We start from the raw sequence: 13153 nt of genomic DNA on the forward strand, positions 1-13153 counted from the left end.
CCAATTGATCCGACAGCCAACTAAGCTATGAGTTTTTCAACACCGCCTTGACCGTACCACGGATCTTTTTTCTGACCTCGTCAAAAGTGAGATCTTCCAGGCATAGGCTCACTTCTCTTCCGTCACACCCTTTTTTGCGACAAGGCACACACGAATACTCTTTTGCCAAGACGAGATGTTGTCCCCCTCTAGGTGCCCAATCGTCAGATGAGGAAGGCCCGAATATACCCGCAGTAGGCGTGCCGACTGCCGCCGCGATGTGAAGGCCCGCACTGTCTCCCCCAATAAACAAAGCACATATCTTAAAAACACCTGCCAAGATACCTATAGGCGTTTTGCCGGCTAGGTTGAAGGTTCTGTCACCACAACGCCCCACCAATTCCTCGGCCCGTTTCCTTTCTTCAGAGGATCCTGTAACAATCACTGTCACCCCGTATTCCAAGGTAAGCCATTTGATAAGCCTAACGTACTTGTCTATTCCCCATTCTTTGTATCTCCATAACGAAAAGGGTTGTACCGCAAAGATGGGCGAGCCATTTGGGATGCCTTCGTTTCTCAGCAAGTCAGAGGCACCGTCCAGTTTTTCTTGAGGAATGTTGTTATGGGGTATAGTATCACTCACTTCCAATTCGAAAGCCCGAAGTATACTAGCATAGTGGCCTGTCATGTGCTGGCCGGGATAATGGCTTGGTCTCACAAGGTGGGTGAATACTCTATTGCGCCAAAGCTTCCCATCAAAAGCATAAAACCCAATTCTCTGTCGAGCGCCTGACGCGAGGGCCAGAACTGCTCCCCGAGTTCCGGTTCGCAGGTCAATGGCTATTTCAGGACGACTTCTCCGAAGTCTCCTGAAAAAGCGCTTCTGATAGACTATTTCCTCAACAAGCCTCCTTTTCTCTTTGGTTACGGCAATGACTCCTGATGCCCATTGGTAGTCCTTAATGAGCCCTGCTGCATTTTCCCTGACTGCAACAGTAATCTGTGCTTCCGTGAAATTTTCTCTTAAGGCCCGAATACACGGCAAGGATAATACAACGTCACCGATATCTCCAAGTTGAATCAACAGGATACCGTTACTGTCTCTCGAGAGATTCTTTTTACCCTTGACCAACATGTTACCTCACGCTGGGTTCCGGGCATCCCTTGACATGCCAAGCAATGAGCCTTGCATACATGTCAAGTCTCTTTTTCGTTCCCGCATGTAGTCCCAAGGTGCCCACAACGCCAATGAGGTTCAAAAAGGCATTGGCCAAGAGCCGCAAAAAAATGGCCATACACAAGATCACGTAGGAACGGCGATGCCATTTCTTGAGATACATGTATCTGGAACGATAGAATAAGAATCTTGATCTCACGTCATGGCCCACTGTCTGTCCCTGGAAATGGAATATTCTGGCAGAAGGCACAAAAAAAATCTGCCATCCGGCATCCTTCATGCTTTTGGCCCAATCGGTTTCCTCAAAGAAAAAGAAATACCTTTCGTCCAGAAGACCTACGGCTTCCATAGCCGTCTTTCTAACCATCAAACATGCTCCAACACAAGATTCTACAGGAATAGGGTCTACATAATTCTCGTACTTGCTTGGATATCTCTTGGGAAACAAAAGCCGCAAACAACTTTCATTGCAAAGCAACGACCCGAATGAAGGAAAGTTGGCAATGGAATTCTGTTTGGACCCATCGCTATTTAGCAACTGCCCGCATGCCATGGCCACTTCAGGGTGGGCCTCTATGAACACGTACAGCTCGCGGATTGCTCCTTCCGTCAGGACAGTATCGGTATTGAGCAGGACAGCGTAACGGCCTTTCATGCGCTGAAAGGCCTGGTTGTTTGCCGCTGCAAATCCCAAGTTTTCTGTGTTTTTGATGATGTTCACCGCTGGGAGCTGACTTTGTACAGCCTCTGCACTCCCATCTTGAGATCCGTTGTCAACCACCCATATTTCGAAATCCAATCCATCGATAGTTTCATAGACAGAAGTCAAACAAGCCAAAAGCAGCTGCCGGGTATTCCAATTGACCACAACGACAGAAATATCCAATCAACTCCCCTCCAGCGGTTTTGCCTCGTCTATCAGCATAATTGGGATGTCATCCTTGATTTCATAAAGGAGCTTACAGTTATCGCAGATAAGCCCATCTTTTGTCTCATTAAGATAGATGCCCCCTTTGCACTTGGGACAGGCCAGAATGTCCAGCAATTCTTGGCTGATTGCCATATCTTTACCTCCTTTCTAAAAAATGGTTGAGTAGTTGAATAGTCGAGTGGACACTGGTTATTCACTACTCACTATTCAGTATTCTCCATTCAATGTACTAACTTAAGCCCAGGTCAATGCTGCTTTGTCATTTCGAGTGAAGGGAGAAATCTTGTTCTGCTTGAATTTAAAAGATTTCTCGTCGCCAATGCTCCTCGAAATGACAGAACAAAATTCCTTAAGTTGATGGCATTGATTCTCCATGGACAAATGAGCACTCAACTACTCAACCATTCAACTAACTCTTTAATCCACTCATATTCCATCAGGAGACCATCATGGATCGATATCTTGGGCCTGTATCCCAGCGTTTCTATTGCCTTGGTCATGTCCGCAGAGGTGTGTCTTACATCACCCTTTTGTACTCCCTGATAATTCACCTGCAACTCCGACCCCACTATCTCTTTGATGATGTCGATAACCTTGTTCAGGGTAATGCAAGAGCCTCCTCCGATATTAAACACTTCTCCTGGCGAGGCCTTTTCAAATGCCAGCCAATTTGCTTCTACGATGTCGTTAATATGAGTGAAATCTCTGCTCTGTTCGCCGTCGCCATATACCTCAAGAGTTTTTCCCTCCAGCGCCCATCTAAAAAAACGATGAAACGCCATGTCTGGCCTCTGCCGGGTCCCATAAACCGTGAAATAACGAAGTGAAGCCGTTGGCACTCCAAAATTCTTGTGGTAAAGCCAGCAAAGATGTTCAGCAGCCAACTTGGAAACACCATAAGGAGAAACCGGACAGGGGAGGGAAGTTTCTCTCATTGGAAGATCCGTTGTATCTCCATAAACAGAAGATGAAGATGCGTAAACAAATTTCTTGACCGGCCTTTGCTTGCATGCCTCAAGGAGCATCTGTGTCGCAAGTATGTTGTTATCAGTGTAGATCTTAAAGCTCTCTCCCCAGCTCGCCCGCACACCGGCCTGGGCAGCTTGATGAAAGACAACGTCAACTCCGTCCAATAGTTTTAAGAGATTTACTTCCAGAAGGCTTCCTTCGATGAATTGAAATCTTTCCGCTTTTCTTATGGCGGCAATATTTGATTCTTTAATGGCTCTGGGATAGTAATCCATAAAACTATCGATGCCCGCAACAGTCAATCCTTTTTCAATCAAGTATTCACACAAATGGGATCCGATAAACCCGGCAGCGCCGGTAACCAAGCATTTCATATGATTCTCTCCTAACCCTTACGAAACGGAACCCAAAAGGAGAAACAAAATCTACCACGAAAGCACGAAAAACAAAACCATCTGATAAGTGGTTAAAAAGAAACTCAAACAACCCCGAGCTTTTCAACGCCATCCAATACGTCTTCTACAGAAATCTGCTCCATACAATCCTTTGTAGTGCATTCCCGTTTGAAGCAGGGACTACATTCCAGACCAACCCTTATAACCTTATGGCCAGGCCCAAAGGGGCCGGTTCTCCACGGGGCAGTTGGTCCGAAAAGAGCAACAATCGGAGTTCCCACTGCGGCAGCAAGATGCATTGGCCCGGTGTCAGTTGAAATGAGCAAATCGGATTTTTCGTACAGCGCGCCCAGGGTTTTCAACGTCGTATCTCCGGCAAGGTTCACAGCCTCACCTTTCATCATGGATATCATGTCCTGAATGATGGTGCGATCTCCCTGGCTTCCCGTAAAGGCCACCCTGGCATTATATTGTTCAATCAACCTGTCAGTCAATATGGAAAACTTGCGGGCACCCCAAAGCTTTGTCTCCCATTTGGCCACAGGATGGATCAGCACGAGTGGTCTATGGCCCCTCAGTCCGTGTCGAACCAGAAGGTCATCAGCCATGGCGCGATCACGATCGCCAATGGGAAGATCGTATACAATCTTACGGGACTGGATCCCCAAGAATTCGAGAAGCATCATGCCCCTGGTAAGAGCGTGAATATCCATATTAACGGGCGGAACACGTTCATTGAGAAAATGATAACTGTGTTCCATATGTTCCATGCCTTTGTCATATCCGATTTTGCGCTTTGCCCTGACCAATCCGATCAGAACGCCACTTTTGAGCAAACTCTGAAAATCTAGCACGATATCATATCTCGTATCCCGGATTTCCTTTACAAAAGAGTATGCCTCCCTGATATTGTCAAGACCCGAAGGCCCCAATAGACCTCTGACCCAGCTTTTTCGCTTTGAGATCAGAACCCGGTCAAGGGCCTGATGGCCCTCAACAAGAGGAGATGCGGCCTCTTCCACGAGCCACGCAATGTGGGCATCGGGGAAATGCGCCCTCAGGGCATTTAAAGCAGGCAGCGTATGGATAACGTCTCCGATGGCGCTCATCTTGACAATCAATATGTTCATGGGGCTAATGACCAGCGACCAATGACCGCTGACCGTTATTCTCAACAAGCAGTTCCTCAGCAACGGCATAGACCATATCAACCGTTATCGCCTTCATGCACCGATGGTCTGTGGGACACTCAGTCTTAAGACACGGGCTACACGGGACCGGCACGCGAACAATGTGGCTCCTCCGACTGCTGGGTCCTGTTGTGATCGGGTTGGTGGAACCAAATATTGCGACCAAAGGAATGTCAAGGGCTGCTGCCACATGCATCAAGCCGGAATCGTTTGTTATGAAGAGCTGACATTTTTCAATTAGGGCCACAGCATCACGAAGGTTTGTCTTGCCACAAAGATTTACGGATTTACCCTTCATTAGTTGACAGACCTGCTCTCCCACGGCTTGTTCGCTGGGTCCACCAAAAATCACTATCTTCGCCTCGGAGGACTCCTGTATCCTGTCACACAGGCTGGCGAAGCGGTCCGGAAACCAACGCTTGGCTGAGCCATATGTGGCCCCGGGGCTGATTCCTACCAATGTCTGTTGTTTTGAAATACTGTGTCTGGCCAGGACCTCACCCGCTAACCTGCGATCCTGCCCGCTCACCACCAAGGTGAGATCTCTCCCGTCAGGTTTTAGTCCGGCTCCCTTAAGAATGCCAAGATAATATTCTATTTCATGGACCTGCTTAAAACCGGGATCAAGACGAATAGAGTTTGTAAGCAAAAACCGCCGGCCGTCAGTATTGTAACCGAGCCTATTCGGAATCCCGGCAAGATAGGCCAGAAGAGCGGCCTCAAAGGCGTTCTGCAAAAGAATAGCCAGGTCAAAACCACTCCTGCGCAACTCCTTTGAAAGGCGAACTTTTCCCAGCCAACCTGCGTGCCTCCCTCCATCATCGTACTGCAAGATGTTATCAACATAGGGATTATTGCAAAAAACGGGAGCTACCCAGGGCTTGGCCAGAATGGTGATCTCGGCATCTGGGAAACTCTTACGAACTGCCCGAATCGCTGGAGTGGTGAGAATGGCATCTCCGACCCAGTTGGTGGAACGGATGAGAAGACGCTTGATCTTGCAACAATCGAGTCTGGTTCTTGACATCAAACCATCCATGAAAGATCAGGAACCAAGAAAGAAAAATTACCACGTGATGTCCTCAAGGCGAATGCCGCAAAGCACGCAATAACGAAAAAAGGTGATTTGCTCCTGTTAGTGAATATAGACATTTGTCTTTCCTGGTCAGGAATCCGGCATCCTTAATCTGGCATCAGGTATCGTTCTTCAAACGAATGACCAGTAACTACTGACTACTGCTCTCTTGGCCAAGGGCAATACGGTCTTGTTTTCCAACGCTGATGGACCCAGAACCACTGATCCGGATAGCGGCGAACAAAGGACTCGATAACCCTGTTATACCCTTGTGTGTTGGCTTCTATATCCTTTCTCATGTCTCCGGTCTTGACAAGCGGGACTTCCTGCCCAACTTCTGCTTTGAAGCCCCATGTCTCTCGCACTAGAAACAGCGGAACCACTGGCGTTTTAGTCTTTAGGGCCAGAAGCGCCAGCCCTTTACTCGTACAGCATATGCGACCAAGGAAGTCGACAAAAACTCCTTCATACCAATCAACGTTCTGGTCCATTAGTAATCCGACTATATTTCGTTGTTTCAAGCTTCCCAAAACCGTCCGCATTGAATCCTTAGGGATCAGTCTGCCGCCAAAACGCGTCCTCAGTTTTCCAAAAAATCCCTCAAGTGGTAGGAAATCAAGCGGACGAACAACAATGCTGGTGGGATAACCTATCATGGCCGCTATGATAGTCAGAAGTTCCCAGTTGCCAAGGTGAGCAGTGAGGATTAGCACTCCTTTGTCCTTTTCATACGCACTCTTGAGGTTGGACAATCCTTCGATTCTGAAATGCTTGTCAAAATCTTTTATCTCCAACCTCAAGGACCATCCTATCTCAAACACAACCCGCACGAGGTTTTTAAAAACCTGTCGGCCGAGTATCCTAATCTCTGTTGGGTTTTTCTCATTGGCAAAGGCATAGGAAAGGTTATCCAGAGCAATCTTCCTGTGCTTCTTGTCAGCCAGAAATATGATATGCCCGATGAGATCACTCAATCGCGAAGCCCAATTCCTCGGAACAAGGCCTAAGAGCCCGAACAAGGTCGCAATCACGGGTTCAGAGTTCACTGTTCAGGGTTACCTTTCTTTCGTTGACCTTGATCGTAAGCCAGCAAGTACTTAATGAAACCACGAATGACCAATTGCCATGCCTCAATATCCTCAAATCGACCTATTCTCATGCCTTCTCCAGTCAGAACTCACGAATCACCTGCCCGCTCGCCAAGCTTCCGAGGCGGGCGGGACGGTTTCAGCCGTCGCAGCCAGTGCTTTGGCGAAGTCGGCTCAGCTTTTCGGTGAACCCTGAACCTCTGAGCCCGTAAACGGTTACCGCGCAAAGAACGCACCTTCTTCGAGAGATAGCTACTAAAGGCTTTTTCTGCGTCCCCAAAAGAAACTCTTATCCCGAGCGCCAAGAGTTTGATCGGCCAGGAAACCCTATGAGAGATACGGACATAGTCTTTCTCAGTTGTGACCACATGTTCCACACCAGACTGGTCAGCTGATCGCCGAATCGTCTCCAAATCCTCGTCTGAATACTTGTGATGGTCAGGAAACGAGAGGAATCTTGCCACGGCACATCCCTGGTTTTCGATCATCATTCGAAAGTCTTCGTTTCTGGCAATTCCGGAAAAAGCAAGGACCCGCCGTCCTTTTAAAAAATCAAGATCATAGCTAACTTTCTCTCCCTTGGCAAAGGGCAAAGTTTTGACTTCAGTCAGGACGTCGGGAACATGCATACACTGAAAAACAGGCCTGCCTTTTGTCAAGGTATTTAATACCCGAGAGCCTGAACGCAAAGCAACAGGGTCTGATCTCGTTAGAACAAATGCGTCACCACGTACCAGTTGTCTTAACGGTTCTCTGAGTATTCCTCTCGGGAGAAAATGGCCGTTGCCAAAAGGGCAAACAGCGTCCAACAGCACAAGATCCAAATCCCGATCCAGTTGTAGATGCTGAAATGCGTCATCCAACACAAGTATTTCAGATCCAAATTCCCGAATTGCGAGCATGCCAATTTTAAACCGATCCCTGCCCACAAGCACTGGCACGCCGTCGAGCTTGAGAGCCATGAGATACGGTTCATCACCCGCTGCCTCAGGGCTCATGTGTATTCTTTGCCCGTCACTCACAACGCCGCCGGATTTTTCCTTGCATCCTTTGTAGCCTCTGCTGAGCACAGCCACCTTGTAGCCCAGACCCCTCAGCAAACCAGCCATGTGGATTGTCAATGGCGTTTTTCCAGTACCGCCGACAGTGACATTACCTATGGATATTACCGTACACGGCAGTCTTCTCGATTTCAAAATCCCTTTCTTGTAAGAAAGGGCCCTCAGGCTTACAGTACCAGCATAAGCAAGCGAAATGAGGTAAAGGGAAATCTCGAAAAACGATGTAAATCGGGACTCGCTTCCGTGAATCATGACAGATTCTATCTTTTTCCGAAGGAAACTCACGTCGTACAAGTTCAGCTGTCTGTTTTTTGATAGGTGAACTATTACCTCAAGTCTTTAGAAATCCTTCTGAGATCTTCAGTGTCCTTTCCACAGCTCCTCTATTGCTTTGAAACACCTCAGAGGCACGCTCCCCCATTCGTCTTGCTTTGTTATTGTCCCTCAGAAGAGCAGTTACTTCTCGAAAAAGTCCTTCACCATCGCTTACTCGAATCGCCCCCCCGGATTCAATGAGCATTTCGGCTATTGACGAGAAATCACTCATATCAGGGCCAAAGAGGATCGGTTTCCCCAGCGCCGCAGGTTCCAGCGGATTGTGCCCGCCGGACCTCACCAAACTCCCCCCAACAAAAGCGATATCTGCAAGAGCATACAATCGCCCCAGTACACCCATTGCGTCCACCACAATCACATCGATCGCACCCGCTGAGGAAACTTGCTTCAACCCGTTCATCAGGGCCACAGTTCGTCCGGAGGGCGCAGCCAGTCTGCAGACAGCGCTCGCGCGCTCAGGGTTTCTTGGCGCAATCACAAGGACCAGCTTATGGAACTTCCTTTTCAATCTGCAAAAAATATCAAAAAGAATGGACTCTTCTCCTTCGTGCGTGCTGCCAGCCACGAGAATCTTGTAGCCAGGCGCTATCTTCAGGGATTGTCTTGAACTCTCTATCTCATTACTGGACACACAATCGATTTCCTGATCAAACTTGAGGTTTCCCGTTATCCTCATCTTCTCTTGAGGAGCTCCGATCGACTCAAATCTTTCCGCATCCAACTCGGATTGGGCACAAATGACCGATATCCAAGAAAAAACTGATCTCATGAAGAAAGAAAGGCGCTTGTATCCGGAAAAAGATGTTGGCGAAATCCTGCCGTTAACCAAAATAGTGGGGATCTGCCGCCTCTTCATCTCATACAGGAAGTTCGGCCAGATGTCTGATTCAACGAGAAAAAACAAGGAAGGAGTTACATTCCGAATTGCCTTCCTTACAGACCAGAGAAAATCGTAAGGAAAAAAGAAGATTGAATCAACATCACTTACCAACAGCTTTTTTGCCATCTCATGACCGGTAAGAGTTGAAACCGAAAAAACGAGGGGACGATTGTAATAAGTCTTTCTAAGCCTTTTTACTAGGGGAACAGAGGCTAACACCTCACCTACGGAAAGGGCATGAACCCATACCGGCCTTATCGCAGACGTCCTGACGAGGGATTGTATCCCCAAGCGCCTCAAAACTGTCTTTTTTCTCTTCTCAGAGGTCAGGACATTAACCAAGACAAGCGGAAAGGCCAACACAGTGCCTAAAAAAAACAAAATGTTATATGCAAGAATCAGGGCTTGATCCTTCTTGGCGGCGTAGCCGCCTTATATAAAATCGCAAAGCGATTTTATATAAGCGATTCTATTGATTGTTATCTTCAAACTGCAGTTCATAAAGCTTGTGATACTCGCCTAGGAGAGCCAAGAGGTCTTCATGCGTTCCCTCCTCGACAATCTTACCGTCCACAACTACGATGATCCGATCAGCGTGACGGATCGTGGAAAGTCTGTGGGCAATGACAAAGGTTGTGCGACCCTTCATGAGGTTCTCAAGGGCCCCCTGAACAGCCTGTTCAGACTCCGTATCCAATGAAGACGTTGCCTCATCCAGGATCAGTATGGGAGCGTCCTTTAAGAGCGCGCGGGCAATGCAAATGCGTTGCTTTTCCCCCCCGGAAAGCCGCACACCCTGCTCCCCAACGATGGTGCCAAATTTTTCCGGAAAAGACTCTATGAAATCATAGGCATAGGCGGCCTTGGCCGCCGCAATGATGTCGGACTCTGCTGCGTCAATGTTGCCATAAGCTATATTGTTTCCAATAGTATCATTAAAAAGAATGGGGTCTTGAGTCACGATTCCAATCTGGCTGCGAAGCGAGGCAATGGTGACATCCTGGACATCATGCTCATCAATGAGTACAGCCCCGTCTGTGACGTCATAGAACCGAGGAATCAAGTTCACCAACGTGGTCTTTCCACCTCCGCTCATGCCTACCAGTGCTATGACCCTGCCGCTTTTGACCTCCAGGTTGATATTTCTTAAGACCATTTGGTCTTCATACTTGAAGGATACGTTCCTGAAAACCACCCCATGATGTCCTGACTCAAGCGCCCCTGCGTCTTGCCTGTCTATGATTTCCGATTCCGTATCGAGGATGTCAAAGATTCGAACAGCCGCAGCCAAGCCTTCCTGTATGGTATTGTTCAAGGGGCTGAGCTTTCTGATAGGGTCATACAACATCATCACTGCAGTGATAAAGGAGAAAAAGGTCCCGGGTGTGGAAACCCCCGTGACGACCCCATGTCCGCCGTAGAAAACGACAAAAGCAATACCCACGCCACCCAGCAACGCCATGACAGGTGAAGAAACACATCGGACTGCCACGGCTTTCATTTCATAGGTGAATAACACCAGGGTCTTTTCAAAAAAACGTCTGTTCTCATAAGGCTCCATCCCAAAGGCCTTTACAATCTTGTTGCCCGTAAAGGTCTCATGAAGCAGGGAACTCACACCGGCTACACTTTCCTGGCACCGGGTACTCAGTTTCCGCATCCGTCTTCCGAACTTAACAATGGGGATAGTAGCAAAAGGAAGGACCACTATGGCAATCAGGGCCAGCTTCCAGTCTTGGTAGAAAATCAGTCCGAGCAAGAAGACAATGGTGAAGAATTCCTTTATCACGGCCGTAATGGCATTGGACACCATCTCTTTAAGAATACTGACGTCGTTCATAATCCTTGCCATCAAGACGCCCGTCTCCTGTTTGTGGAAAAAGGACAAGGGTAACATCTGGATGTGACTATAAAGCTCGTCGCGGAGTCGTTTGATGATACTGAGCCCCACATAGTTCATGAGATATCCCTGCCCAAATTCGCAGCTTCCTTTCATCACGAAAAGCAAGACAATGACAAAGGGCAGAAATTTTAACTTCGCCATGTCCTTTTCCATGAAGATCTCATCCACCACGGGTTTTATGGTATAGGCCATCGCAGCAGTAAGGCTTGCCACCAATATCATGCACATCATGGCCATGAGCAGACGAAACCAATAGGGCTTCACAAACACCAAAATCCGATGATATATCATTGACAAATCTGTATTGTTTCGCTTTTTCACAGCTAGTCTATTTGATGGCCATAATAGCTATCTACAGTCTTTGTAATCCGATTGAGTTCCTCTTCGAGCATCAGCCTGCAATGCTCTCTAGCCTCTGAGTCGAGTTCCAACGGAACGTAAATTGACGTTCCATAAATAACCCGGCTTTTGTTGAATGGATAGGGCAGGATAAAGCGATCCCAACTGGCAAACACCTTCAATCTCTTAGCGCTGTAGCTTACGGGCACAATCGGGTATCCTGTTTTTTGAGCCAACGCTATGACTCCGGGCTGAACCTTGAACCGCGGCCCCCTTGGACCATCCGGAATCATGGCTCCGGGACGGATCTCTTCCTTAAGAACCTTGATTAACCTTGCCAGCGCTCGAACGGCATTTCGTGAAGTAGACCCGCGGATCGTCTCCTGGCCCTGACGGTGAAGTATCTGAGCAATGATCTCCCCGTCTTCTGACCTGCTGACAAGTGCGACCCCGCCCCAACCCTTGAAAATGTGAGAGATCATCAATATCCTGGAATGCCAAAAGGCCAAGATGAATTTTCCGGACTCGATGTTTCCCCTGACATTCTCAAAACCAATAACCTCAATCCGCGTAGTACTGCAAGTCAAATCGACCAAGCCCTTGCCCAGCCAGCCAACCAGCCACCACTTCAGTCCAACCCTTTGATCTGATTTGTTAATCATGTGGTAACAACTTAGCTGCTCGAAAGTAGACCCATCGCAACCTCTGCAGCCCGCTTCGAGGCGCCTGGAGCGCCCAAAAGCTGCGCAACGCAGCCCAGTGCACGCCGCATCTCAGCAAGGGCGCTGTCATCACTGAGCAGATTCAAGGCCTTACGAGCAATCTTTTCGGCTGAAACCTGATGTTGAATTAGTTCAGGCACAATCGATTTTCCAGCTACCAAATTGGCCAAACCAATATGTTTAACGTGTATCAGGCACTTTCCAAGCCAGTAACTCAGCCCCGAGACTTTGTACACGATGATCATGGGCGTACCTGCTATAGCCGCCTCCAACGTTACGGTCCCGGAAGCTGTTATGAGCAATGTGGCCTCTTCCAATACGTCTCGAAGCCTATCAGAAAGGACTAGAATCCTGGCAGCCCCATTCCTGGCTATAGATTCCACCAAGGACCTATCTACCGAAGACGCCACAGGTATGGCAAACTGGATATCTGGAATATGTTCCGACACAACATCTGCCACTTGTACCATAGTGGGAAGGAGGCGCATAACCTCTTCGTTTCGGCTACCTGGCAACAGCCCTATTAGCCGGCCTCTGCCCCCAAGATTCTGCTTTTTCTCCCCGGCCATCCTTGATGACATACTGTCCAGCAAAGGATGCCCAACAAAAGTCACAGGGACGTGCCATCTCTTGTAAAAATCCACCTCAAAAGGGAAGATCACCACCATGTGATCAACTACCTTCTTGATCTTTTTCACCCTGCCTGTGCGCCATGCCCATATCTGGGGACTAATGTAGTACAGAACAGGAACGCCCATCTTTCTGGCCATCGTGGCAACACGCAGGTTAAAATCCGGAAAATCGATTACAATGAGAAGATCAGGATGCATTCCTCTCAAGTCTTTTTTTGCGACTCCCAGGGCGTTCAGAAGCACCCTGAGCTTCAGTAAGGCCTCGGAAACCCCGACGACAGCCATTTGCGCATTGTCAACCCTTATGCGAACCCCTGCTTGCCGAAGGGCGCTGCCACCTATGCCGAAGAACTCAAGCCTGGGGTTGAGTCTCTGCATTTCCTTCACTAGACCTGCACCGTGCATGTCGCCGGAGGCTTCCCCGGCGACAATCATGATTTTTCGTTTTCCGTCCATGTGAAATAAGACTCGAGACT

At 48.3% G+C, this 13153-nt stretch carries 12 protein-coding genes; all 12 read right to left on the minus strand.

Translation table 11 applies throughout. The features are described from left to right. Positions 1–25: 25 nt before the first annotated feature. The 12 genes from JW883_02700 to lpxB all read right to left on the minus strand — a co-directional run bounded on the left by JW883_02700 (position 26) and on the right by lpxB (position 13133). Positions 26–1114: a glycosyltransferase family 9 protein gene (locus JW883_02700; GenBank protein ID MBN1841175.1), complete on the minus strand. Its 1089-nt coding sequence runs from the start codon at positions 1112–1114 to the stop codon at positions 26–28. 1 nt (position 1115) lies between these two features. After that, positions 1116–2042 carry a glycosyltransferase family 2 protein gene (locus tag JW883_02705; GenBank protein ID MBN1841176.1) on the minus strand — a complete coding sequence of 309 codons (927 nt, stop codon included), beginning with the start codon at positions 2040–2042 and terminating at the stop codon, positions 1116–1118. Then, positions 2043–2219: a Trm112 family protein gene (locus tag JW883_02710; GenBank protein ID MBN1841177.1), complete on the minus strand. Its 177-nt coding sequence runs from the start codon at positions 2217–2219 to the stop codon at positions 2043–2045. A 257-nt stretch (positions 2220–2476) separates the two neighbouring features. Beyond that, the gene (locus JW883_02715; GenBank protein ID MBN1841178.1) at positions 2477–3430 is read right to left on the minus strand and encodes an NAD-dependent epimerase/dehydratase family protein; all 954 of its coding nucleotides are present in this window, start codon (positions 3428–3430) and stop codon (positions 2477–2479) included. A gap of 104 nt (positions 3431–3534) precedes the next feature. Continuing rightward, positions 3535–4581 (minus strand): lipopolysaccharide heptosyltransferase II, encoded by a 1047-nt coding sequence (gene waaF / locus JW883_02720; protein ID MBN1841179.1) that lies wholly within the window; start codon positions 4579–4581, stop codon positions 3535–3537. A 4-nt stretch (positions 4582–4585) separates the two neighbouring features. Further along, positions 4586–5668, minus strand: coding sequence for a lipopolysaccharide heptosyltransferase II (waaF, locus tag JW883_02725; GenBank protein ID MBN1841180.1), 1083 nt, complete (start codon positions 5666–5668; stop codon positions 4586–4588). Positions 5669–5874: 206 nt separating this feature from the next. Continuing rightward, complete coding sequence (locus JW883_02730) at positions 5875–6762, minus strand: lysophospholipid acyltransferase family protein (GenBank protein MBN1841181.1); 888 nt, start codon at positions 6760–6762, stop codon at positions 5875–5877. Between the two features lie 131 nt (positions 6763–6893). Further along, entirely contained in the window at positions 6894–8117 is a 1224-nt protein-coding gene (gene lpxK / locus JW883_02735; protein ID MBN1841182.1) for a tetraacyldisaccharide 4'-kinase, read from the minus strand. A 79-nt stretch (positions 8118–8196) separates the two neighbouring features. Continuing rightward, positions 8197–9441, minus strand: a complete 1245-nt coding sequence (locus JW883_02740) for a 3-deoxy-D-manno-octulosonic acid transferase (GenBank protein ID MBN1841183.1) — start codon at positions 9439–9441, stop codon at positions 8197–8199. A gap of 109 nt (positions 9442–9550) precedes the next feature. Then, positions 9551–11275 carry a lipid A export permease/ATP-binding protein MsbA gene (msbA, locus tag JW883_02745; protein MBN1841184.1) on the minus strand — a complete coding sequence of 575 codons (1725 nt, stop codon included), beginning with the start codon at positions 11273–11275 and terminating at the stop codon, positions 9551–9553. Between the two features lie 32 nt (positions 11276–11307). Continuing rightward, positions 11308–11985, minus strand: coding sequence for a lysophospholipid acyltransferase family protein (locus JW883_02750; GenBank protein ID MBN1841185.1), 678 nt, complete (start codon positions 11983–11985; stop codon positions 11308–11310). Between the two features lie 11 nt (positions 11986–11996). Beyond that, positions 11997–13133 carry a lipid-A-disaccharide synthase gene (lpxB, locus tag JW883_02755; protein MBN1841186.1) on the minus strand — a complete coding sequence of 379 codons (1137 nt, stop codon included), beginning with the start codon at positions 13131–13133 and terminating at the stop codon, positions 11997–11999. Positions 13134–13153: the final 20 nt, after the last annotated feature.

The organism is Deltaproteobacteria bacterium (assembly GCA_016930875.1).
In the GTDB taxonomy this organism is placed as follows: Bacteria; Desulfobacterota; Desulfobacteria; order Desulfobacterales.

Excerpts from the sequence above, each read along its gene's own strand:
- JW883_02710 (MBN1841177.1), bottom strand. The coding sequence starts at position 2,219 with ATGGCAATCAGCCAAGAATTGCTGGACATTCTGGCCTGTCCCAAGTGC.
- JW883_02700 (MBN1841175.1), bottom strand. The coding sequence starts at position 1,114 with ATGTTGGTCAAGGGTAAAAAGAATCTCTCGAGAGACAGTAACGGTATC.
- lpxK (MBN1841182.1), bottom strand. The coding sequence starts at position 8,117 with ATGATTCACGGAAGCGAGTCCCGATTTACATCGTTTTTCGAGATTTCC.
- JW883_02750 (MBN1841185.1), bottom strand. The coding sequence starts at position 11,985 with ATGATTAACAAATCAGATCAAAGGGTTGGACTGAAGTGGTGGCTGGTT.
- lpxB (MBN1841186.1), bottom strand. The coding sequence starts at position 13,133 with ATGGACGGAAAACGAAAAATCATGATTGTCGCCGGGGAAGCCTCCGGC.
- msbA (MBN1841184.1), bottom strand. The coding sequence starts at position 11,275 with ATGATATATCATCGGATTTTGGTGTTTGTGAAGCCCTATTGGTTTCGT.
- JW883_02715 (MBN1841178.1), bottom strand. The coding sequence starts at position 3,430 with ATGAAATGCTTGGTTACCGGCGCTGCCGGGTTTATCGGATCCCATTTG.
- waaF (MBN1841180.1), bottom strand. The coding sequence starts at position 5,668 with ATGTCAAGAACCAGACTCGATTGTTGCAAGATCAAGCGTCTTCTCATC.
- waaF (MBN1841179.1), bottom strand. The coding sequence starts at position 4,581 with ATGAACATATTGATTGTCAAGATGAGCGCCATCGGAGACGTTATCCAT.